The organism is Streptomyces sp. RP5T, assembly GCF_003933965.1.
Lineage (GTDB): Bacteria > Actinomycetota > Actinomycetes > Streptomycetales > Streptomycetaceae > Streptomyces.
In genome coordinates this window covers 21389-43620 of record NZ_RSAJ01000010.1, presented here as the reverse complement: position 1 = coordinate 43620, position 22232 = coordinate 21389, and the positions used below count along the sequence as shown (strand labels likewise).

Sequence of the window (22232 nt, the reverse complement as noted above, 5' to 3'; positions counted from 1 at the left end):
CATACGCATACCGGGTTAAAACAAAGATAGAGAACGACCTCTAGGAGAATCGTGACGTCGACGGGCGGCACCGAAAGCGCGGTCAGCCCACCCATTTGACCTGGAAATGCCCTGCCACCCCTCCCCCATGCCGGCTCCGCCGCACGGCGTGGTGCTGTACGTCAAGCTCTCGACCGGTCGCTCAGCCTGAGCTGCACTCCGAAACAGGCCTTGCCTCACCTGCTGCCCTCAAACGCAGGCCCCGAGTGAGGGGCCCCCTTCCCCACCGTGCGCTGTGACCGGTGAGCCTTGGAGTCAGCCCTCAGCGAGTGTCGGGCCGGCGGGGCAGAGAGTGTCCGGTGAGCGCGGGTGCAGGGCGTGGCAGAAGTGGTTGTGGGAATGCGCATCCGGCGCAGGAGATCACGGGTGGCGCGCTTGCGCAGTGTGCCGGGGAGGGTGACCAGGGCGGTGCGAGGGGATGTCTCACGACCGGACCCGGCCGTCGGAGCCCGCCGACGCGAGCGTGCGGCGTCCGGTGCGAACGCCACCGAGAACACGCTCTCCCGCTCGTTCTTGAACGTCGTCACCAGCCGGTGCCGCGCCACGTCCCACAGCCGTATGGTCCGGTCGTCGACCCCGGAGGCCGCGCGCTCCGCCCGTAGGGGGCGAACGCCACCCCAACCTTCACGCGGGGGGCAGCATGCCTAGACCGCCCGCGAACAGGATCGTGTCACGAGCTCTGCAGAATGCTCACCTCCACGGAGCCGCAACAGCCCTGAGCGGGCGCAGGCTGCTGTCGGCACAACCTCTCTAGTCGACCCGGCGGCTGCTCAGGAGACCTCGAGGTTGAAGATGACGGGGCAGTGGTCGGATGCCTTGGGCTTGTCCTGCCCCACCCCCGGGAAGCGAGGGCCCTTGTACCGGGTGGCACGCAGCGGGGTCCCCTTACGGAAGATCTCCGGAAGCGCCTGCGGTACCGCTCGGGCGAGCGACACCGACGGCAGGAGGTAGTCCAGTTGCCGGTATTCGTCCGCGTCGTCCCAGTAGTGCGTCCACTGGTCCTCCTCGGGGAGGCGGGCCACGACGTTCTCGATCTGGGCCCAGGTGACGAGTTGATCGATGCCCGAACTCCCGTCGCCGTCCGGTTCCAGATAGTCGTTCAAGTCGCCCAGAACCACGAACGGATGGTCTCCCGGAGCCTCGTGGCCGAAGCGGTCGGTGACTATGTCCATCACCTTCTTTGCCTGGCGTTCCCGCTTCCCGCGTGTCTGCGCACGTCCACCGATCATCGATTTGAAGTGGTTGACGAACAGCGTGACCGATGTTGTCTGCCCCGGGTGCGCCTCGACATCTATGTCGACCTCAAGGCAGTCACGGGAGAACAGCGATGCCGTCGGGCTCGCCGGGTCCATGAGGTGCTGGTACGAACGAATACGCGTGATCGGCAGCTTCGACAGCACGGCGACGTCAATCAGCCGAGGGTCGTTGCCGTCAACCCCGGCGACATAAGGGTATTCGGAACGCCCCCCGAGGGCCTGAGCCCGGAAATGCTTGAGCGTGTCGACGTTCTCCACCTCTTGCAGGCAGAGCACGTCGGCCCGCAGCTCCCGAACCGCCGCCCCCGTGATCGCCTTGTCGTCCACGCCCAGTTCCTCGAAACGGGTCTGGTCGACAATCCACCCCCGCGTATTGGCAGTTGCGGGATCGACGTCGGCTCTGAACCGCCAGCGGGCAAACAGGTTCTCGACGTTGAACGTGGCCAGTCGCAGCGTTGTCATGGGTGCTCCCGAGAAGACGGGACTGGAGTAAGGCCGCTGCACAGCAACGGGCATGGGTGCGTGCGAGGCAGGGGCGAAAGATGCTCTGACAGAGTCGGCATTCGCTGGTGACAGCACGCCCGCACCGCTACGTCCAGTCTCCCGCCGGGCACGACGGCTGGCAAACGCAGGCTTTTGTGTGACCCGCCACTCGCAGTTGATTGAACGCGAAGCTGTGGAAGACGGCTATGTCGTCTGCGCCGGGACCGGTGCGGAACTTGGCGGCGTCCTCGGTGAACGTGGTGTCACGGAAGAAGTGCATCCCGTTCTCGATCCCCCGCTGCGAACGGGCCGGTTGCCCGGTCACCTGGTGAACAATGCCCCGATCCGCTCAACCAAAGGGATAGGGGCACCGCCCACCGCTTGTCAGTGATGGTGCTGGGCCGCCATCCACTGCCAGATGTGAGTTCCGCTGACGCTGGGGTCATTGCGAGCGACGTAGATCCACGACCAGTGGCCGTTGAACTGGTGGCCGTTCCAGACGACGTGGTCGTAGAGCGTCATCAGTGAACCGGGGATCACGTCATGCGCGTGCACGGTGTTGGCCTGCGGGTCCACGGTGGTGTCGTCGCGGGAGGTGACGAGCCAGGTGGGCGTGCTGATCCGGGCCAGTTCGCTGTCGGGGATCAGGGCTGCTCCGCCGGGCGGGAACGGTGCAACGACTCCGCAGATCGGAACCGACGCGGCGAACAGAGTGGGATAGACGGTGGTCATCTTCATGCTCATGTAGCCGCCGTTGCTGCAGCCGGCGACGTAGATGCGGTCACGGTCGATGCGGTTCCTGCGCGCCACTTCGTCGATGATCTCGTGGATGAGGGGGGCGAAGCGCGGGCCGTCCTCCATCCAGTACGAGGTGCTCTGCGGGGCGACGACGTAGGCCCCGTCGAAGATGCGCTGTGCCTGGGGGGTGGCGAAGCCCAGGGCGCCTCGGTTGGCTCGTAGCGTGGTCTCGTTGTCGTAGTAGTGGTTGGGCAGTGAGGCGCCCTCACCTCCGCCGTGCAGCCAGACGATCAGCGGACGCTTCTGGTGCCGTGGTGCGTGGGAGGCGGCCGGCGAGTACAGGCGGTACTTCATCCCCGACCCGGAGACGCGATAGCTGAAGGCATCCACCTCGGGGTCCGACAGTCGCGGGTCCTGCACAAAGGTGTGGATGGTGACCGTCCGGCCGTTGCGTAAGGCGATCGGGGCGTGCTGGGTGAGGGTGTAGACGAGGTCGAGCATCACGTTGCGGCCCTCGCCCGCGAGGTAGCCGAGCGTGCCGCCCCCGGATTGTCCCTCGCCGTGGCTCAGTTCGAGCACGATGTCGCCACGGTGGTCGAGCCGGACCGCGGTCACCGTACGGTCGAGGTCGTACTCGCCGAAGATGATGTCGTCCGGGGCGACGGGAAAGGGGCTGACGGCCTTGGCGTGCACGCTGAAGGTGTCGGTGGTCAGGCCGGCCGGGTCGATCGGGCCGAGCCGGGAGGTCCTGAGAGTGATCGACGTGACCTGTTCTCCGCCGTCGAGCACCCGGGCGTTCAAGGTGAATGTCACGCTGGTGGTCGCACGCTCGTCTGCGTACGCCGCGACGCCGGGCAGGGTCAGGGCGGCAGCGCTCGCTCCGGCGGTCAGTATGGTGCGACGGCTGATACGCGGTGCCATGCGGACTCCTTGTCGGGGGTTCGGAGGCTTCACCACGACCAGTTCGCGGCGAACTCGGCGGCGCGCCACCGAGGAACGCAAACGGTCGCCCTCGTCTGCCGAGGCTCACACGACCAGACCTCTCTTGATGGCAATAGTCAAGAGTCAGACGCGGCTGACGCGGGCACAACTGTCGCAGGGTCAGGCGGGCAGGACGCGGCGGGCGGCCGTGCATCGGTGTCGGGCTTTCGGCTGACCGGACAGCGGCACGCTGTGTCGGCGGTCAGGGTGTGGGCCCCAGAACAGCAACCTGGCGAAGGCCCCATCCAACACTCGCTCCGACGCAGCGTCCGCACAGCATGTATCCGTCCACGCACAGCGACGCCTGTGCGGAGCGCATTGTGCGCTCCTCCACCGCGGCGCACACCGGCAGTGGCAGCGGCGGCAGCAGCAGCCCGCGTGTCCGCGCCGGTTGTGTGGTGCTCACCCCGTCGCGGGAGAGTCCAGGCGTGGACCGCCCTCTCCCTGACGGCTCATCACGGATGAGGCGCCCCGGTCCCCGTCACTCCGCAGGCGAGCCTGCCAGGGCTTCGGCGGCACGACGCCGGCACGCGCGGAAGCGGCGCAGGTAGGACCACGCCATGGGTCCTGGGGGTACGCCGCGGGCGAAGGCGCGCATGTTGCGCTCGCCCGCGTTGTAGCCCAGGGCGAGGAGTTCGTCGCGGGTGTACCGGCGCACGTGGCGCGCCGGGAGCATGCCGTCGAGGTCCTTAAGGTGCAGCGCCGCCGCGCGGATGGCGAAGGCGGGGTCGTCCCGCAGATCCTGCCAGCGCCCGGACAGGCCGTGTGCCCGGCGTACCTGCTCGAAGGCGGCCCGGTGCATGTTGGCCACCCCGAAGGACGCTCCCGGCTTCCACCACTGCCACAGCCGCTCCAGCAGCGGATGGTGGGGCTTGTACGCCTCGTTGTGGAGGATGCCCATCACCAGTCGAGGGGAGACGCCGGCCTCCTCGGCAGCGCGCACCACCGCGCCGACGTAGGCGGCGGGGTCGTAGCCACCGGGCCGCAGCGGCGGCACCCGGACGCTGTCAGTGTCCATGCGTCCGCATGTGCCCTCAGGTTCCCGCCGCAATCCCGCCTGGGGCCAATCCGCCCGGCCCGGGAAGAACCTGCCCGCCCGGGGCGTCGGAGTGGTCGCGGCCGAGGAGGTGGTCCAGCACGTTGGTCATCTCGAGCATCCGCTCAAGTACCTCCGGGCGGTTGTCCAGGTAGAAGTCGGCCCCGAGCGCGCGGGCCCGCCGGTGGATCATCAGCAGGGCGGACAGCCCCGAGGAGTCGATCCACGTCAGGTCGCTGAAGTCGAGACGCACGGCCTCCGGGGGACCGTCGTCGCCGTTCAGGTTCTCGGTAACGGCGGTGACCAGGTCGTCGCTCGTGTCGTAGTCGAGCTCTCCACCCACCCGCGCGATCAGGGTGCTGTTCTCCCGGACGACGGTGACGGCGAACTCCGCGGGTGAAAGGTCGCTCATACGGCGACCCCGGAACCGGGTACGGGCGGAACGGATCTCGCGGCCAGGGCAGTGACGCCCCGGCTGATCAGCCGGGAGGCGCGGGGGAAGTCGTACAGCCGTCCGCCGAGGACATCCAGGCCGGCGGTCAGGGAGTCCGTGGGTACGTTGCGGACCTGCAGGATGTGGGCCGTCCAGGTGAGGAAGTCGGTGAACAGGTCGGCGTCGTCGACGTAGAGGGCGGCTGCCAGGAAGTCGACGACGTGGGCCAGGTCCTCGACCGTCCGCTCGCGCTGGTCGTCGCTGTACCCGCGCACGGCGGGGAAGCGGGACTCCAGGTCGATCAGGGCCTGTTTGACGAGCTGGGGACGGGACTGGACGACCATGGTGTACTCCTGGTCGGTCAGGTGCGGCAGATCGTCGACCGCATGTCGGCTCGCCGAGGTGTCGGGGCGGGTCATTCCGTCCTCCAGCACGGCCACGGCGCCACGCGCGTCGGCCGCCCAGCGGTCGGCGCGCAGGCTGCGGGCGTAGCGGCCGTCGGGTCCGAAGGCCCGTCCGCCCGCCAGGACGGGCACGCCGACGGCCTGGCAGGCCGTGATGGCGGCGTGCGCGGTCGGCAGGCGCACGGGCAGCGACCCGGACAGCAGAACGGCCTCGGGGTTGCTGCGGTGCAGGTGGGCGACCAGGTGCAGGGTGGGCGTCTGGGCGCCGAGGAAGTCGACCCGCCAGCCTCTGAGTGAGAGGACCTCGGCGACGATGCGGGCGGGAAAGGCGTGCCACTCGCCGTCGACGCAGCTCACGGTGACCCGGCCGCGGACAGCCGTACGGTGTGTCTCGCCGTCCTGGTGTCGCAGGTGGGCCATGTAGGCGACCACGCGCTCGTTGATGGCGGTGGCCGCGTGCTCCTGGGCGACGGTGATGCGATCGGCGGCCCATTCGGTCCCGACCCTTGTCTGGACCGGCGCGACCACCTCCAGCAGCAGAGTCTCCTCGTCCATGCCGTCCTGCAGGGCCTGGCGGACGGTCAGGGCGGCGGTGCGTTCGTCGCCGGCGGTGACGGCCTGCCACAGCTGCTCCGCCACCGCGGCGGACGCGTTCACCTGCCCCTCCTGCCGTCGATACGGTGCGGGTGTCCGTTGACGGCGGTCAGCGAGCCGGGCCTGGGCGCGCTGACGGCCACCACGGCCATGTCGTCGTGGCGCCCGCCGCCCAGCCACTGGGTGGCCAGCATCTGCACCCGCTCGACAACGGCCTCGGCCGGCATGCCCGCGCAGTCCGACAGCGCCCGCTCGAGCCGGCGCTCACCGAAGAAGTCGTCGCCCAGAGGGCCGCCGCGGGCCTCGATGACGCCGTCGGTGTAGAGCAGACAGGTCTCTCCGGGGGCGAGGACCGTCTCCACCGTCTGCGCGCGCACCGCGGGCAACGCGCCGACCAGCGTCCCCTTGGTGGGCACCTCCTCCACCGTGCCGTCGGTGCGGACGATCAGCGGTGGCGGATGTCCGGCACTGGTCAGGCGCAGTTCCGTCCGCCCGGCCCGGCGGCGCACGGAGGCGAGCACGAGGGTGGCGAATCGGGTGTGGTGCGAGGAGAGCAGGGCTCCGTTGAGGAGGTTCAGGATCCGTTCGTGGTCCTCGGCCAGGGGCAGCAGCGCCTGGAGCGTATTGCGGATCTTGCCCGTGAGGACCGCCGCGTCGAGTCCCTTGCCCGCGACGTCGCCCAGAACGACGAGGGTCTCCTGCGAGGGATCGGCTCCGGGGTGGACGTCGTAGAAGTCCCCGCCGACCTGCTCGTGGTCCTTGGAGGCCCGGTAGCTCCCGGCGTACTCGACGCCGTGGACGTGTTGGAGCGCGGGCGGCAGCAGATCGCGCATCAGGGTGGCGGTGATGGCCGTCTGCTCGGTGTAGAGCCGGGCCGCCGACAGGGCCGCACCGGCCCGCGCCGCGAACAGGCGCGCGAACACCTCCTCGCCCTCGGTGAAGGCGCGCTCGGTGCTGGAGCGCAGCAGGATCAGCGCGCCGGCCGGCACGCCGTGCCCGGGCAGCGGGGTGACGATGACGGAGCCGACGGGACCGGCGAAGCCGTCCGGGATCACCCACGCGGGAATGCTGTTCGGATCGATCCAGCGGGCCGGCACCGGCGGGAAGCCCTGGAGGGCCTCACCGAGCCCCGGCACGCCCGAGACGTCCACCTTGCGCTGCTCCTGGGTGACCGCCCCGCCGCGATGCGCGTACGTCAGCGGATGGCGCCGCCCCTGGGGCGGGGCGATGAGGACGGCGGCCTCGGCGAGGTGCTCGGCGGCCATGGAGGCGGCCACTTCCATGCAGCGCGGCACGTTCAGTGTCGACAGCAGGGCACTGGAGACCTCGGAGAGCACCTCGGAGCGGGTCCGCGCGTCCCGCAGCGCGGTCTCGGCCAGGTGCCGGTCCGTGCAGTCGATCAGCCACCACACCAGGTGGCCGTCGTCGTCGACGGTGTGGTGTGCCTCGAAGAACCGCCCGTCGACGGAACCGGTCATGGGCCGCGCGGCGCCGGGCGCCTCGTCACCGGCACCCGGCAGGGGCGGGGTGAGCCAGGACGGCGCCTTCCGGTCGAGCGGGTCGCCGGTGGCGACGTCGGGCAGGAGCAGCCGAGCCGCCTCGTTCAGGTACACGAGACCGCCCTCGCGGTCGGTGACGAGCACGGGGTAGGGGGCCTCGGCCCTGGTCACGCCGCTCCGGAGGCCGGGCTCGGACGGACGGGCGGACGTACCACGGTAGAAAGACACAAGCGGAGGCACGCGTCGTGCGCACCCCACCACCTTCCTGCAATTGACAAATACTGCCGTACGGCAACAGTCCCCTATTGGCCCCTGCGGTCGCAACCTGCCCCCGGGACGGACACGTAAGCCTCACACCAGTACGGTTTCGCCGGGTCACGGCGTTCGCGGTGCTGGGTCGGTCTACGCGGGTGCGGTGCGAATTCCTCGTCCAGGGCGACGGAGTCCGGGTCCGGATGGTGCACGAGAACGGTGGCCGGTGCCCGTGACCTTCGTAGGCTGCCTGCCGCAAAGCCGGGGAGGCCCACCCGGGAACGGACCGCTGCGCCCGCCGGACGGTCTCGCCGATGACTTCGTAGCCTGGAGGTCGCTCTGGTGCGCACCCCGGCAGCCGGGGTGCGGCGGGGCGCCCTTCCGCCGACCGGATGCGGGCCACGTCGGCTGATGCCTGGTCGCCGCGACAGCTCACGTGAGCCGGGAAGGGCGCGTCCTGGCGCGGCGCTGGGGGACGGCCGGCGCTTCGGGCAGGTGACGGGACGCCCAACCGGCCAGCTCGCCGAGGATGGGCATGAGGGCTGTCCCGTCCTGGGTGAGCCGGTAGCGGACCATGACCGGCGGTCCGGGCTCGACCTCGCGCACGGTGAGTCCCGCGCCGGACAGCTCGGACAGGCGCTCCGACAGGACGGAGTCGCTGATGCCTTCCACCGCGCGCCGCAACTCGGCGTAGCCCAGGGGCCCGTGCTGCAGCGTGGCCAGAATGACGCCGTTCCACCGCTTGCCGAGGAAGCCGAACGCCCTCGTCAGGGCACCGTCGCAGGCTGCCGGATGGTGCTGCCCGGTGAGGGCGTCGCCCGCGCGGGACGATCGGGGGTCCGCTGCTTCCGTCATGTTTCCAGGATAGCCAGGGTGCTACGCTCAGCTTTGTCACTCTGTTTTTCGAAGTGACATCGATAGACCAAGCAGCTTTGTGTTTACAAGCTAGGAGAGTTCGACGTGATCACCTCGGTCCCTCTTTCCCGGGTCGGTTCCGACGCCCGGGCCGCCCTCTTCACCGACGCGCGCACCGCGTACTCCTTCGCCGGCACACCGGTCGACGACGCGACGCTGACCGGCATCTGGGAACTGGCCCGCTGGGCCCCGACCGCCGCGAACCTGCAGCCCCTGCGCGTCCTGTACGTCCGCACGCCGGAGGGCAAGGAACGCCTGCTGCCACACCTCGACGAGGGGAACCGGCCCAAGTCGGCCTCCGCCCCCGTCGTCGCGGTCCTGGCCGTGGACGACCGCTTCCACGAGCACATCCCGCACATCCTGCCGATCAAGCCCGAGCTGCGGGAGCACTTCGCTGCCGATCCCGCCCAGCGGGACGGCATCACGTCCTTCAACGGCCCCCTCCAGGCGGGTTACTTCATCCTCGCCGTCCGTGCCTGCGGCCTCGCGGCCGGGCCCATGGCGGGCTTCGACGCGGCGGGGATCGACAAGGAGTTCTTCCCCGGCAATTCCTGGCACTCCGTGCTCGTCGTCAACATTGGCCACCCTGCGGGCCCTCCGGCGTTCGACCGCATGCCGCGCCTCGCGCACGAGGATGCCGTCGCCTGGGCCTGAGCCGACGAGCTCCTTCCCCACCAACGACCGGGCACAGCCGCCGACTGTGTCAGGGCCGGCGGGGCCGGGGAGCAGGCTCAGCAGGCGCACGGGCGGAGTCGATCGGGGTCTGGGCGTGCAGGTCCGCCGTGCCGAGCTGGGGTGGGCGAAGCGCCCGGGCGCGTAGGACGGTTCCAGGGCGGCGCCCACGCTCCGGAGTCACGGGTGGCCGCGGCCGCTCGGAAATGCCGTTCTTCCCCGCTCTCAACGGGGCCGCGGAGAGGATCAGGGGTGAGCGCTGACGAGAAGTACAGTGCCCACGAAGGTCAGCAGGGCCAGAGCGGTCACACCGGTGAGCAGCCACCGCATCCATCGGAGGAAGCTGCGGTGCCTGGCCGAGTCGGCCCGGGCGATGCTGTCGGCGATGTGCTGGGTCACCGTCGCCGCGACGTACTTCTGCTCGTCGAGGTACCACTCCTCGATGTCCCTCTTCTGCCGGTGGCTCAGCCCTGCCGACTGGGCCAGGAAGGCGGCCACGCGCAGCCGGGCGGCGCCGAGATGGGCCTCCTGGCACAAGTAGGACTCCAGTTCGGCCAGCCCGCGAGCGGCCTGCTCGTCCGTGCTCATGAATGCGCTCCCGAAGTAGGCGGCCCTACGTCCGTGGCGGAGCCGGGTCCGCAAGGACGGCGTGGTGCCGCGGACACCTCGCCTCAACAGCAAGGCAGTTCAGCCAGTGGCCCGTACCGCCTCATCGATCAGGCGGTCGCCGTCGCCCCGGTGGGAGACGGCGACCGCCTGGAAGGCGTCGGCGGTCACGGACGTGGCCTTCGCGCCGACCACGAAAATCTGCACCTGGGGCCGGGACGTGAGAGTCCTCGGTCTCCACCAGCCCCAGGACGGGGTGTCCCGCCAGGCGGGGGCCGAGGTGCTCGCGAGCAGCGCAACGTCGGCCACCGGCCGCCGGGGGGCGGCTGTAGGTCCGGACTGGACGTCGTCCAGGTGCTTGCGGGTGCCCGGCTCCCAGCAGCGGCGGCTTCGCGGTGGGGTCGGCGCAGTCCTGCCCGGCGGGTTCGAGAACGATGTCACTCATGGCGCGGTCCTTTACGGGCGGTGGAGTCCGGAGGCACTCCCCCACCGCAGACCGGGCGGCGAGGGTACGTGTGACACGCCGACGGCCATCGAGTGCGGAACACGGCGGCCCGGTGTCAGAGCGTGACGACGTTCTCCCATTCCCCGTCCGCAGCTAACCGGGCCAAATGCCGTCGCACGAGCGCCTCGAGACGGGGCCACAGGCCGGGGGTGAAAGCGCCGACGTGCGGGGTGACCAGGACACCGGGCGCGGTCCGGAGCGGATGGCCCGGCGGGAGCGGTTCGGGGTCGGTCACGTCCAGGGCAGCCCGCAGCCGGCCGCCGTGCACCTCCTTCAGCAGGCCGCCGTGCACCTTTTTCAGCAGGGCGTCGGTGTCAACGAACGCGCCTCAGGACACGTTGACGAGCAGGACGCTGTCCTTGACGCGGGACAGAAGTGCGGCGTCGAAGATCCCGCGCGCCGCCGCGGTGAGCGGAGTGCACAGCACGATCACGTCGACATCCGCGACGAGCCGGGGCAGCAGCGACAGGGAGTGCACCGGCTCTTGTCTCCGTCGGCGCACGCCCGCCGCACAGCGCGCACATCCTCCCTGCCGCCCCCACGGCGCCGGTCGGCCGCCCCCGGCGCGCAGGCCGTGCCGGGGTGCGGCTCCAACATGGCCGACCTTCGCCCTCACGTACCGAAGGGAACATCATGCGTACTTCAGCACGCACCGCTGCCGTCGGAGCCTGTTTCACGTAGCTCTCGCTCGCCTCGACAACCACCCAGGCCGCCCCGGCGACCCCGGCGTCAGCGGCCGGTCCTGGCCCAGCGGACTGTCGGCGACACCGACTACGTCCTCCGCGAGATCACCATCCCGCCCGGCCGGACGACCGGGTGGCATTACCACGACGGCTCCCTGTACGCCTTCGTCCAGCAGGGCACGCTGAGCCACTTCGACGCTTCCTGCGCCTACGACGGCGTGTATGAAGAAGGCAGCTCCCTGAGGGAGCCGTCGAGTGCGGACCACGCACGCATCGGCGAGAGCCAGGGAGCCACCGACCTCATCCTGGAGGTCCTCCACGTCCTGCCGCACGGCTCCCCCTTCTCCCAGGACGCGCCGTCCCCGGGCTGCGAACTGCCGTGACGTGGCGGCCGTGCGGTGGCTGTCACAGCTTCCTCCCCCACCCGGTCAATGCGGTGTCGACGGCTCGTGGCGGTCCGTGCCCGGGCCCCGCGGCGACCAAGGAGAAGCATGGCAGGGACATTCATCAGTCACGCACGGGCGAACGCCGGTCCCCCGAAGCCCGTCCGCCGGACTTCCGGCGCGGGCCGAGGCGGGACACGAGGATGACGCGAGACGCCGACCGCCGTAACGACCCAGCCGACGTCACCGCCTTGCTCGCCGCGGAGGCCGCCGTCCTGGAGGCACGGCTCGGAATGCTCCAGGAGGCGATCGCCGAGGTGGACGCCCGGATCCGCGCGGTGTCCGAGCAGATCGGACGGCTGCCCGCAGCAGGCACCCCCGACCGGAGGGCCACGGGGCTCACTCCGTCCCCGGCCCGCCCTCTCTGACGGCCCGATCAACGGTGTGTTCTGCGTGGGACCGCCCACTTTGTTCTCGGCCGACGGTACCGCTGCATATGATGTGCGCCAGCATCCCCCGGTGCCGCGCCGGTGGGCGGGCCGGGACATCGAGCGGTCCCGCCAGGACACGGGGTTGAGGACGAGAGGAACCATGGGCTCCATGACCCAGACGGCTCGCGCCATCAAGAGCACCGCCGAAAGTCTCCAGGAGGACCTGGCCCGGCTGGAGATCCAGAAGCAGGCTCTGGAGAGGGAACTGGCCGCGGTCACCGCCCATCTCGGTTCGGTGCAGCGGGCGCTCGACGCCCTTCAGGCGCTCATGCCCGGCACCGGCCCGGCGGCCGCCCCGTCCCTGCGGGCCCCCGCCCCCGTGAGCGTCCCGTCACCAGCGAAGCCGAAGGCCACGCGCGCCGCGGCAATCACCGACGCCGCCGCAGAGCCTCCGGCCACGCCAGGCAGGAGCGACGAGGCGGCCGACGGCGGCACTACGTACGGCAAGCTCACCGAGCAGATCCTGGCGTACTTCGCGCAGGCCGGGGACACCGAGGTCCGCGCCCGCGACGTCGCGTCGGCGCTGGGGCGCGACACCGACAGCGGCAGCATCAACGCCGTCCGCAGCACGCTCGACCGTCTCGTCGGCGCCTCGCGCGTCCAGCGGGCCGGCCGCGGGCTGTACCGCGCCGTCACGCCGTGAGCCGGCCTCCGGGCTGTGCGGGTTCCTCTCCTCGGCGCAGTTCGCCGCGGGAGACGAATGCCTCCCTCGGATGCTGCACCGACGCCAGCGACACGATGTCGCGGCCGTAGAGAAGGGCCGTGACCCACACGGCGAACACACGCGACTTGCGTTCCCAGCTCGGTATGGCCAGAACGTGGTAGCCACGGTGCATCAGCCAGGCCGGGAACCCCTTGATGACCAGACCCCGGTACTGGAAGATGCCGCGGCCGAGCCCGAGTGTGGCCACCACACCGAGACTGCGGTGCACGTAGTCCCTGGTCGGACGGCCGCGCAGCGACGCCAGGATGTTCTTCGCCAGCAGCTTGCCCTGACGGACGGCGTGCTGGGCGTTGGGCACGGTGTGCGCGCCCGGCCTCCCGGCCGCGAGATCGGGCACCGAGGCGTCATCCCCCGCCGCCCAGACGTCGGGTACCACCTCGGTGTCCCTGGTGACCCGCAGATCCGCCCGTACGGTGAGCAGGCCCCGCTCGTCGACGGGCAGGTCGCTGTGGTTGTGCACGATCGGGTTGGCGGCGTTGCCGGCCGTCCACACCAGCAGGCCGGTGTCGTACTCGGTGCCGTCCGACAGCCGCACCCGGCCGTCCTCGGCGGAGACCAGCTGGGTGTTCAGGTGCACCCGCGCCCCCCGCTTCTTCAGTGAACGCACTACCCAGGAGCCCGGCCGGTCCGTGACCTCGGGCAGGATGCGGTCCCGTGCCTCGACCAGGTGGAAGGCCGGTTCGTCCGTGCGGATCTCCGGATACTGCTTGAGCAACGCGGTCGCCAGGGCCAGCAGTTCACCAAAACCCTCCACTCCGGAGAATCCGCCACCGACGACGGTGACGGTCAGCAGTTTGGTGCGTTCGGGCCCGCGCGACAGACCCGCCGCGCGGTCGAACGAGGTGAGGAGGCGGTCGCGGATCGCCACCGCCTCCTCGACGTGCTTGAGTCCGTACGCCTGATCGCTCAGCCCCGGGATCGGGAAGGTCCGGGTGACCGCCCCCGCCGTGACCACCAGCACGTCGTAGTGCAGGTCGAGGGACGGCCCGGACTCCGGGCGGACCGTGACCGTGCGCGCGCTGTGGCGGATCTCCGTCACCGAGCCCGCCACCAGACGCGTGGAGTGGAGGTGACGGCGGAGCGAGACCGCCGCGTGCCGGGCCTCCACCGAACCGGCCACCACCTCGGGCAGGAAGGGCTGGTACGTCATGTACGGGCGGGGGTCGACGACGGTGACGCGCGCCTCGCCCGGCCGCAGCCTCTTCTCCAGGCCCCACGCGGTGTAGAAGCCCGCGTACCCGCCCCCCACGATCAAGATCTCACGCACGGTGTCCTCTATTCCTCTCGGTCCTACCCCTCTTGACCGATCGTCGGCGCTCGGTGTGACACGGTGGCCGGGATCGTGTGCCAAGGCTGCGTGCGCGGCCTCTTCACCCGCATGTCGGTTTCGTGGACCAGGGCCGTGCGTGCCGGAGGGTGCACGTTCTCGTGGACCACTGGCCGGCGCCGCAGCCGAGGTCGAGGACGCGCGGGCAGGTGACGTCGCCTGACGGGCGTTGCAGAGGGCCGTGCGCTCACAGGTGATGCGTGGTCGCTGTGGGATCGTGATCTCTGTCGGCTCCGGCTCACCGTGCCCGTGCGCTGTCGAGGACGTCCGGCAGGGCTCGTCGGGAGCTGATGCCGAGCTTCACGTAGACCTTCCGCAGGTGCCATTCCACGGTATGAGGGCTGATGAACAGCTCCGCGCCGATCCGCGCGTTCGTCATACCGTCGGCGGCGAGGGCTGCGACCTGCGACTCCTGCGGGGTGAGAACGTTCGCCGGTGTGGCCTCCCGCGCCGTCACCTGCTCGCCGGTGGCGATGAGTTCACGGCGGGCCCGTTCGGCGAACGCACGCGCCGGCATCGCCTCGAACATGTCGTGGGCCGTGCGGAGGTGCTCGCGGGCCTGCGCGCGGCGCTGTGCGCGCCGCAGCCACTCGCCGTACAGGAGGTGGGTGCGTGCCACCTCCACGACGACCCCGCCGCGGCCGAATTCCTCGATCGCCGTACGGTACAGGCGGTCGGCTGCCTCACCGTCGGCCAGCAGCGCCTCACTGCGTGCGCTCGCACCCCGCGCCCATCCGGAGTCGGCGGCGCGGGTGAGTTCGGTGAGGCGGGCCAACGAGGCGCGGGCCTGGTCGAGTTCACCGCAACGTGTCGCTGCCTCCACATGTTCGACCAGCGACAGACCGGTGAAGTTGAACCCGTCGTGCTCGATGCCGGTGCGGGCGGCCTGGAGCGCCTCTTCGTAGCGAGCCAGTCCGTTGAAGAGTACGCCTTGGATGTAGCCCATGGCACCGAGCAGGGATACCTCGCCCCGCTGCGCGGCGCGCTCTCTGGCTTCTTCGATGATGCCGGCGGCGACATCCGCCTCACCCCGCCACGCGGCCAGGACGAGCGTGGCGTACTTGTGCGGGGCGTGGCCGGTCGCGGTGGCGATCGCGTCGGCCTCGTCGATCATCCGGTCGGCCTCGGCGAAGTCGCCGTAGTGGATGTGCACCCCGCCCGCGTAGATCAGAGCCGGCGGCAGGCTGCCGAGTGCTCCGATGTCGCGGGCCAGACGCACTGCGCGCGTCGCGAGTGTGTCCCAGGCGTGCAGGTCCCAGGCCCAGTGGATGAACGACTCGAGCGCGACCGGTGCCAGCAGCAGCCACCGTACGGTCGCCTCCCGGGTGCGGAGTTCTTCGTGTTCGAGCAGGTCGAGTGCCTCGCGCAGGGCCGGGACGGCCGTCTCGGAGCCATCCGCGAGCAGGGCCGCCACACCGTCCAGGAGAGCGTCCGCGGCCTTGGAGCCCGAGGAGGGCGCCCCGGACGCGCGGGCCGCGATCGCCGCGGCGCGGGCGCCGGTCGGTCCATGGACGCGGCCGGCGAAGATGGTCGCGCTGATCGCCTCCAGGTACGTCTCCCGTGCCAGAGGGGATTCGGCCGCGGTGAACTGAGCGGCCGCGTTCAGGAGCAGCGGTGCCGCCTCGTCGCTGCGGCTGCGGGCGAACAGGATTCTGGCCCGCAGACGGGCCAGGCGGGCCCGGTCCAGGACGCTGAGGGGATACAGGTCTGCCACCGCGGCCAGTTCTGTGGCTCGTTCGGGCGCGGCGGCCGAGAAGTGCGCCTCGGCCGCCGCAAGGGCCCGGCGCCCACGCGGCCAGGGGTCGGGCGTCACCTCCACCGCGCGTTCCAGCAGAACCGCCTCGGCCGCGATGCCACCGCGCTGCCGGGCGCGGTCCGCGGCTTGCTCCAGACCTGCGGCGACCTCCTCGTCCGGCCCGTCGGCCGCCTGCGCGGCGTGCCAGGCGCGCCGATCCGGGTCCAGGAGGGGGTCCGTGGCCTCGGCCAGGGCCCGGTGCACCGCACGCCGTTCCTCCGGCTCGGCTCCGTGGTAGACCGCCGAACGGACCAGCGGGTGCCGGAACCGTACGGGTTCACCGAACTCGATCAGGCCGGCTGCCTTGGCCGGTGCGGTGTCCGGAGTGATGCCGAGGGAAGCGGCCGCGCGAGTCAACAGGCGTACGTCGCCGACCGGTTCCGCCGCGGCGATCAGCAGCAGGGTGCGGGTCGCGGCCGGCAGCGCACCGAGCCGCCCGGCGAAATCACGCTCGACGCGGCTGGCCACCGGCCCTTGGACCACCGGGGCGCTCGACGCGTCGACGCCGTAGGCCAGTTCGGCCGCGCTGCGGCCGCGGGAGAACTCCAGCAGTGCCAGCGGGTTGCCGTGCGTCTCGGCCACGAACCGGTCCCGGACCCGCTCCTCCAGCCGTCCGCCCACAGCTCCCTCCAGGAGTTCCCCGGCCGAAGGGGCGTCGAGTCCCCTGAGTTGCAGCGCCGGCAGGCGCGCGAGCGCGGACTGCCCCTCGGGGTCGCGGACCGCGAACACCATGGCGACCGGCTCCGCGAGGAGTCTGCGGGCCACGAACTCAAGTGTCTGCAACGACACTTGGTCCAGCCACTGGGCGTCGTCGACCAGCACCAGCACCGGCCGGGGCTCCGAGGCGCGGGTGAGCAGGGTCAGCACGGCGAGGCCGACCAGGAAACGGTCGGGCGGGTCACCGACCGCCGTCCCGAACGCCACGCGCAGGGCGTCACGTTGGGGGTGCGGCAGTTCTTCGACTCCGTCCAGGAAGGGCGCGCACACCTGGTGCAGGCTCGCGTAAGGGAGCTCCATGTCGGCCTCGACACCGCGCGCCCAGGTCACCTGCTCCCGCGACGCCTGCGCGGCCACGTACTCCAGCAGCACCGACTTGCCGATGCCCGCCTCGCCCCGGACGACCGTGACCCGGGAACCGCCGTCCCGGAGGCCGGCCAGCAGGTTGTCGAGCTCCGTGCACTCACGCTGCCTGCCGACCAGAGCGGGAAGCGGGCTGGCGATCATGCGACTCGGCTCCTCGGCGGAATCCGGCGGGAACAGAGCTCCCACAGCGGTGTTCGGAAGAATCCTTGTCACGGTACCCGCGGCCCCTCCCCCGCCGCGCGGACAGACGGTGTGACTACTTCCACGCCCCGAAGCACGCTGAGGTTGTCACAAAACGAGGGCTTGTCCGGTCGATCCCCACCAGTGATCCTCTCTGTCTGCTGTGGTCGCCGAGGCCGGTGTCGCGCTCGTCGTGGTCACCCAACGGGCCCGCGCCGCCGCACCGGCCGGGGCGGCGGCGCCGCCACACACCTGTGGCCCGCCCCGACCGGAATCACCGAACCCTGGCCAACGCGTCCCGCGATGCCGGACCCACCGTGTGGAGGCCGTTCGACAGCGGCGCGAAATCTTTGTTCGCCGCCCTGTCACAGATACCGGGGCCGCCTGGTCAAGGGGGTACGAGCCATCGCGCCCCGGAGCCGGACGAGGTCACCGCAGACCCACCGGGCACCGTGCGAGATCAATGAAGGGAAAGTCCATGAAGGTCGTAGTGATCGGCGGAACCGGACTCATCGGGTCCAAGGTCGTCTCCAAGCTCAACGAACACGGCCATGAGGCGGTGGCCGCCTCCCCGAACACCGGAGTGAACACGGTCACCGGGGAAGGCCTGGCCGACGTCCTGAAGGGCGCCTCCGTCGTCGTCGACGTCTCCAACTCCCCTTCCTTCGACGACGACGCGGTGATGGAGTTCTTCCGCGCCTCCACCACCAACCTGCTCGCCGCGGAGGCCGCCGCCGGTGTCACCCATCACCTGGCGCTGTCCGTCGTGGGCACCGACCGCCTCCAGCAGTCCGGCTACTTCCAGGCCAAGCAGGTCCAGGAGGACATGATCCGGGACTCGGGACTGCCGTACTCGATCGTCCACGCCACGCAGTTCTTCGAGTTCGCCAAGACCCTCGCGGATTCGGCGACCAGTGGTGACACCGTGTCCGTCGCCCCCATCAAGATCCAGCCCATCTACTCAGGGGACGTGGCCGTGGCGGTCGGACGCACGGCGGTCGGCACTCCGGTCAACGGAATCGTCGAGATCGCCGGCCCCGACACCTTCAGCCTGGAGGACTTCATCCGCCAGGGCCTCGCGGCCCACAACGACCCCCGCACGGTCGTGACGGACCCGGAGGGCCTCTACTGGGGTGCCGTCCTGAAGGAGTCCGACCTGCTGCCCGGCCCCGACGCACAGCTCGGCGAGACGCACTTCGCCGACTGGAGCACCGAGCAGTAACGGCCGGCACGGAGCCCATGGCCCCGAAATCGGCACAGCATCACGTCAGTTCACCTCCCATCTCTCGACTCTGAGGATCCCTGCATGGACGCTCGCATCAACTTCTTCGGCAACGCTCTCGCGGGCAAGGTCATGAAGCACCTCAACTCGGCCGGGGCCGCGGTGCACTCGGCGCTGCCCGTCACCACCCAGGAACTGGTGAAGATCCGGGCCAGCCAGATCAACGGCTGCGGGTTCTGTACCGACATGCACACCAAGGACGCCGTCGCCGCGGGTGAGGACCAGCAGCGGCTGCACCTGGTCGCCGCCTGGCGCGAGGCCACCGTCTTCAGCGACGCCGAGCGCGCGGCGCTGGAGATCACCGAGCAGGGCACCCGGATCGCCGACGCGGCGGGCGGGGTGTCGGACGAGGCCTGGGCCGGCGCCGCCAAGCACTACGACGAGGACCAGCTCGCCGCGCTGATCTCGTTGATCGCGGTCATCAACGCCTACAACCGCATCAACGTCATCAACCAGCAGCCCGCCGGCGGCTACAAGCCGGGCATGTTCGGCTGACCCACCGCTCCGGCCCCGCCGGACGCGCACCGCCCGTCTCCCGCTCGCCCCGGCCCACCGAGCGGGAGACGGGCCCTGCGGCACTCCCGCGTCCACACGACGCCACGCCGCGAACCGCACCCCCGGGTCCCACGCGAAGGCCCGGCCGCGAACCACTGCACTCCGGGCGATACGCGACGCGCCACCCGTGAACCGCCTCACCGGGCATACGCGACGCCCCCACCCACCAGCGCACCCGTGCGTCCACGAGAAGACCGACCCGCCGCACCCGCTGCCCGGCACGAACGCACCGGCCGCCTCCTGGCCCACTGTCCCAAGGAGACGACATGCACTCCTCCCCCGCCCCGGGCGCCCCGGCCTTCCTGCGCATCGCCAGCGCCCGTGGCCGATGGACCCTTCTGGCCACCGTGCTCGGCTCCAGCGTGGTGCTGCTCGGCTCGACCGTCACCAACGTCGCGCTGCCGCACATCGGCGACGACTTCGACGCCGACCTCGCCGCCCTGCAGTGGACCGTGAACGCCTACATGCTGACCCTGGCGGGACTCATCCTGCTCGGCGGCTCCCTGGGCGACCGCTTCGGCCGACGCCGGATCTTCGTCCTGGGCGTCATCTGGTTCGCCGCGGCGTCCCTGCTGTGCGGACTGGCTCACGACACGACCACGCTCATCGCCGCCCGGGCGCTCCAGGGCGTCGGCGGAGCGCTGCTCACCCCCGGCTCACTGGCGATCATCGAAGCCTCCTTCCACCCGGACGACCGGCCGCGCGCGATCGGCCTGTGGTCCGGGTTCGGCGGCATCGGGGCGGCACTCGGGCCGTTCCTCGGCGGATGGCTCGTCGACGGCCCCGGCTGGCGCTGGACCTTCCTGCTGACGATCCCCCCAGCGCTGCTGTGCGTGCCCCTGGCGATGCGCCACGTCCCGGAGTCCGTCGGCAGGCCTCAGCAACCAGCCGTCGCGGCCGGTACCCGCACCCCGTCCCGGCGGGGCTTCGACCTCGCCGGTGCGGCGCTGGGCGCACTGACGCTCGCTCTGGCCACCTACGCGCTCACCGAGGCCCGTACCGGCGGGCCCGTCGCCCTCGTCGCGGCCGCGGGCAGTGTCGTAGCCGGGGCCGCGTTTCTGCTGGTGGAGCGGCGCAGCAACGACCCGATGATGCCCCTGTCGATCTTCTCGTCGCGGCCGTTCACAGCCATCAACCTGATCACCCTGTGCGTCTACGCCGGGCTGGGCGGGTTCTTCTTCCTGACCGCCCTGCAACTGCAGATCGTCGCCGGGTACTCGGCACTGGCGGCGGGCGCCGCCATGTTGCCCAGCACGGTGCTGATGCTGCTGTTCTCCGCCCGCTCCGGGACGCTCGCCCAGCGCCTGGGACCGCGCATCCCGCTCACCGTCGGCCCCGTGGTGTGCGGGGCGGGAATGCTGATGACGGCGCGGGTGGGCACGCACGCCTCCTACTTCGCCGACGTTCTGCCGGCCCTGCTGGTGATGGGCACGGGCATGGTCATCCTGGTCGCTCCGCTGAGCGTGACACTCCTGGCCTCGGTCGAGGCCGCCGACGCGGGCCTGGCCAGCGGAATCAACAACGCGGCAGCACGCGCGGCCGGGCTGGTCTCCGTGGCCGCACTGCCCCTGCTCGTCGGCATGAGCCCGGACGCCTACCGCTCCCCCGACTCCTTCGACACGGCGTTCAACCGGGCCATGCCCCTGTGCGCGGGCCTGCTGACCATCGGTGCGGCGCTGGCCTTCACTCTGTTGCGCAGGACCGCCGACACCCCTGACGCACGGCACGGCCGGGCGCACGGCTGGCTGATGGAGCCGCCGCTGGTGTCCCGCTTCGCGCATCACCGGGCTCTCGACCGGGTCGAGCGTCCGGATACCTTGACCGGGGCGGCGCGTTTGCCGGCCGGTGGTCACCCTTTCCCCGGCGGGAACCGGCTTCGTCCGTAGGCCGGGCAGGCCCCAAGGGCCGGCAGAGCATCAAGCCACACCCTCTCCGTCGCAGGAGAGATGAAGCACCGCCACGTCGTCCCGCAGCCCACCGAACGGAGCGGCCAGCAGCGACACGCCGCGTACCAGGGCGTCGACGAACGACTGCGCCTCCAGGTGCGCGAGCCGACCGGCCAGCCTCACCAAGCCCTCCTCCCCGAGCCGTCCGCCGGCCGTACGACCTTCGTAGAGGCCGTCGGTGAACAGCACGATGCCGTCCCCGTCCCGCATCGCCATCTCGCTCTCACGCCAGTCCCCCTGCCCCGGGAAGAGTCCCAGCGGGAGACCCGGCGGCGACTCCACCCAACGGACCTTCCCCCGGCGCCTGTGCAGAAAGCCCGGATGGCCTGCGGTGACCGTCCGCATGCTGCGGCGGTGGGGCGACAGGACCAAGGACACGACCGTCGCGTAGGTCTCCTCCTCCGCACGCTCCTCGGTCAGGATGCGTTCGAGCAGCTGGAGTTGTTCCGACTGGCTCTGCCCGCACAGCACGGCCGTGCGCCATGCCAGGCGCAGGTGGACAGCGAGCGCGGCCGCGGCGCCCCCGTGCCCGGACACATCGCCCATGACCACGTGGGCGCTGCCGTCGTCGCCGCGCACCACATCGCAGAAGTCACCGCCCAGCAACGTGTGCGCGCGACCCGGCGCGTAGTGGAAGGCGGTGGTCAAGCCGTCTTCCCGCAGCGTCAGGTCGGGCAACAGGCCCCGCTCCAGCACAGCGTTGTCCCGGGCGATCTCCGCACCCGCCACGGTGCGCCCACCGGCGGCGCGTTGCAGAGCGACCCAGATCTTTCGGCAGAACTCGTCGCGAGCGCCGCGGCGGTGATCGGCCCGGCCCTGCACCGAGCCGGCGACAGAGCGGAAGGCGTGGGACGCATGCGTGCCCTCAAGAACGAGTACGGCCGCGTCAGGGGCGTGGCGGCGTACCCGGGTGACGACGTCGGCCAAGGTCCGTCCCGCCGGCCCGCTGCCCACCAGAACGCACAGCGGGCCGTGGGTACCGGACGTACGGCAGCCTTCCTCGACACTCGTGTGCCGGACCAGGGCATCGGCCAGCCGGTCCGGAAGCAGTCGCCGGACGAGCACCGCGTCCTGCTCGTCCTCGGACAGCAGAACCACTCGGAGGCCGGGGCAGAAGGAGAGAACCCCAGGGGGACGGTTCTCGCGAGCCCGAGGTCCTCCGCAACGATCGACGGCCGGAACGTCCGGCCGCGGAATGGGGATGCTCATGTGTGGTCTTTCGTCTCCGGACTCGGCGAGCGGCGATGGCGGATCCACGCACGAGTGTGGACGGCACGCGGAACGCACACCCTTTGTCTCCTGCCTGGCCCGATCTGTTCGCCCATGAGACAGGAACGCACCCCTGCCTGTGACACCGGCATTCCCATCCG

19 protein-coding genes and 1 pseudogene are annotated in these 22232 nt (G+C 70.8%); 7 read left to right on the top strand and 13 right to left on the bottom strand.

Annotated features, from left to right (window positions below; translation table 11 throughout):
• Positions 1 to 809 precede the first annotated feature (809 nt).
• From EHS43_RS02255 to EHS43_RS02225, 7 genes are all read right to left on the bottom strand, one after another.
• Positions 810 to 1757, bottom strand: a complete 948-nt coding sequence (locus EHS43_RS02255; protein WP_125188849.1) for an endonuclease/exonuclease/phosphatase family protein — start codon at positions 1755 to 1757, stop codon at positions 810 to 812.
• A 405-nt stretch (positions 1758 to 2162) separates the two neighbouring features.
• Entirely contained in the window at positions 2163 to 3437 is a 1275-nt protein-coding gene (locus EHS43_RS02250; protein WP_125188848.1) for a PHB depolymerase family esterase, read from the bottom strand.
• A gap of 541 nt (positions 3438 to 3978) precedes the next feature.
• A complete protein-coding gene (locus tag EHS43_RS02245) occupies positions 3979 to 4515 on the bottom strand; it encodes a lytic transglycosylase domain-containing protein (RefSeq protein ID WP_125188847.1) in 537 nt (178 codons plus the stop codon).
• Between the two features lie 16 nt (positions 4516 to 4531).
• The gene (locus EHS43_RS02240) at positions 4532 to 4945 is read right to left on the bottom strand and encodes an STAS domain-containing protein (protein WP_125188846.1); all 414 of its coding nucleotides are present in this window, start codon (positions 4943 to 4945) and stop codon (positions 4532 to 4534) included.
• The gene (locus tag EHS43_RS02235; protein WP_125188845.1) at positions 4942 to 6027 is read right to left on the bottom strand and encodes a B12-binding domain-containing protein; all 1086 of its coding nucleotides are present in this window, start codon (positions 6025 to 6027) and stop codon (positions 4942 to 4944) included. Before EHS43_RS02235 ends, EHS43_RS02240 begins: the two co-directional genes overlap by 4 nt.
• Positions 6024 to 7634, bottom strand: a complete 1611-nt coding sequence (locus EHS43_RS02230; RefSeq protein WP_260470348.1) for a PP2C family protein-serine/threonine phosphatase — start codon at positions 7632 to 7634, stop codon at positions 6024 to 6026. The genes EHS43_RS02235 and EHS43_RS02230 overlap by 4 nt, the downstream gene beginning before the upstream one ends.
• Positions 7635 to 8147: 513 nt before the next feature.
• On the bottom strand, positions 8148 to 8570 hold the full coding sequence (locus tag EHS43_RS02225; protein WP_125188844.1) for a helix-turn-helix domain-containing protein: 423 nt from the start codon (positions 8568 to 8570) through the stop codon (positions 8148 to 8150).
• Between the two features lie 105 nt (positions 8571 to 8675).
• Between EHS43_RS02225 and EHS43_RS02220 the strand changes: the two genes are divergently transcribed.
• A complete protein-coding gene (locus tag EHS43_RS02220) occupies positions 8676 to 9284 on the top strand; it encodes a malonic semialdehyde reductase (RefSeq protein WP_125188843.1) in 609 nt (202 codons plus the stop codon).
• Positions 9285 to 9548: 264 nt separating this feature from the next.
• Here EHS43_RS02220 and EHS43_RS02215 read toward each other — a convergent pair whose 3' ends face one another.
• The 3 genes and pseudogenes from EHS43_RS02215 to EHS43_RS02205 all read right to left on the bottom strand — a co-directional run.
• Complete coding sequence (locus EHS43_RS02215; protein WP_125188842.1) at positions 9549 to 9890, bottom strand: hypothetical protein; 342 nt, start codon at positions 9888 to 9890, stop codon at positions 9549 to 9551.
• A gap of 99 nt (positions 9891 to 9989) precedes the next feature.
• Positions 9990 to 10349 (bottom strand): hypothetical protein, encoded by a 360-nt coding sequence (locus EHS43_RS47345; protein WP_260470347.1) that lies wholly within the window; start codon positions 10347 to 10349, stop codon positions 9990 to 9992.
• 119 nt (positions 10350 to 10468) lie between these two features.
• A pseudogene (locus EHS43_RS02205) lies at positions 10469 to 10900 on the bottom strand (NAD(P)-dependent oxidoreductase); the annotation flags it as partial.
• A 414-nt stretch (positions 10901 to 11314) separates the two neighbouring features.
• On the opposite strand from EHS43_RS02205, the gene EHS43_RS48725 reads away from it, so the two are divergent.
• From EHS43_RS48725 to EHS43_RS02190, 3 genes are all read left to right on the top strand, one after another.
• Entirely contained in the window at positions 11315 to 11479 is a 165-nt protein-coding gene (locus EHS43_RS48725; protein ID WP_312023402.1) for a hypothetical protein, read from the top strand.
• A gap of 203 nt (positions 11480 to 11682) precedes the next feature.
• Positions 11683 to 11907: a hypothetical protein gene (locus EHS43_RS02195; protein ID WP_125188841.1), complete on the top strand. Its 225-nt coding sequence runs from the start codon at positions 11683 to 11685 to the stop codon at positions 11905 to 11907.
• Positions 11908 to 12070: 163 nt separating this feature from the next.
• On the top strand, positions 12071 to 12613 hold the full coding sequence (locus EHS43_RS02190; RefSeq protein WP_125188840.1) for a hypothetical protein: 543 nt from the start codon (positions 12071 to 12073) through the stop codon (positions 12611 to 12613).
• Here the strand turns inward: EHS43_RS02190 and EHS43_RS02185 are convergent.
• Complete coding sequence (locus tag EHS43_RS02185; protein ID WP_125188839.1) at positions 12603 to 13961, bottom strand: NAD(P)/FAD-dependent oxidoreductase; 1359 nt, start codon at positions 13959 to 13961, stop codon at positions 12603 to 12605. The two genes, EHS43_RS02190 and EHS43_RS02185, sit on opposite strands and share 11 nt — an antisense overlap.
• Positions 13962 to 14259: 298 nt before the next feature.
• A complete protein-coding gene (locus EHS43_RS02180; RefSeq protein ID WP_125188838.1) occupies positions 14260 to 17040 on the bottom strand; it encodes a LuxR family transcriptional regulator in 2781 nt (926 codons plus the stop codon).
• A 517-nt stretch (positions 17041 to 17557) separates the two neighbouring features.
• Here EHS43_RS02180 and EHS43_RS02175 point away from each other — a divergent pair.
• The 3 genes from EHS43_RS02175 to EHS43_RS02165 all read left to right on the top strand — a co-directional run bounded on the left by EHS43_RS02175 (position 17558) and on the right by EHS43_RS02165 (position 20802).
• Entirely contained in the window at positions 17558 to 18301 is a 744-nt protein-coding gene (locus EHS43_RS02175) for an SDR family oxidoreductase (protein WP_125188837.1), read from the top strand.
• Positions 18302 to 18385: 84 nt separating this feature from the next.
• Positions 18386 to 18856, top strand: a complete 471-nt coding sequence (locus EHS43_RS02170; RefSeq protein WP_125188836.1) for a carboxymuconolactone decarboxylase family protein — start codon at positions 18386 to 18388, stop codon at positions 18854 to 18856.
• 326 nt (positions 18857 to 19182) lie between these two features.
• Positions 19183 to 20802, top strand: a complete 1620-nt coding sequence (locus EHS43_RS02165) for an MFS transporter (protein ID WP_125188835.1) — start codon at positions 19183 to 19185, stop codon at positions 20800 to 20802.
• Between the two features lie 30 nt (positions 20803 to 20832).
• Here the strand turns inward: EHS43_RS02165 and EHS43_RS02160 are convergent, their stop codons facing one another.
• Complete coding sequence (locus tag EHS43_RS02160) at positions 20833 to 21960, bottom strand: PP2C family protein-serine/threonine phosphatase (RefSeq protein ID WP_185806082.1); 1128 nt, start codon at positions 21958 to 21960, stop codon at positions 20833 to 20835.
• Positions 21961 to 22232 lie beyond the last annotated feature (272 nt).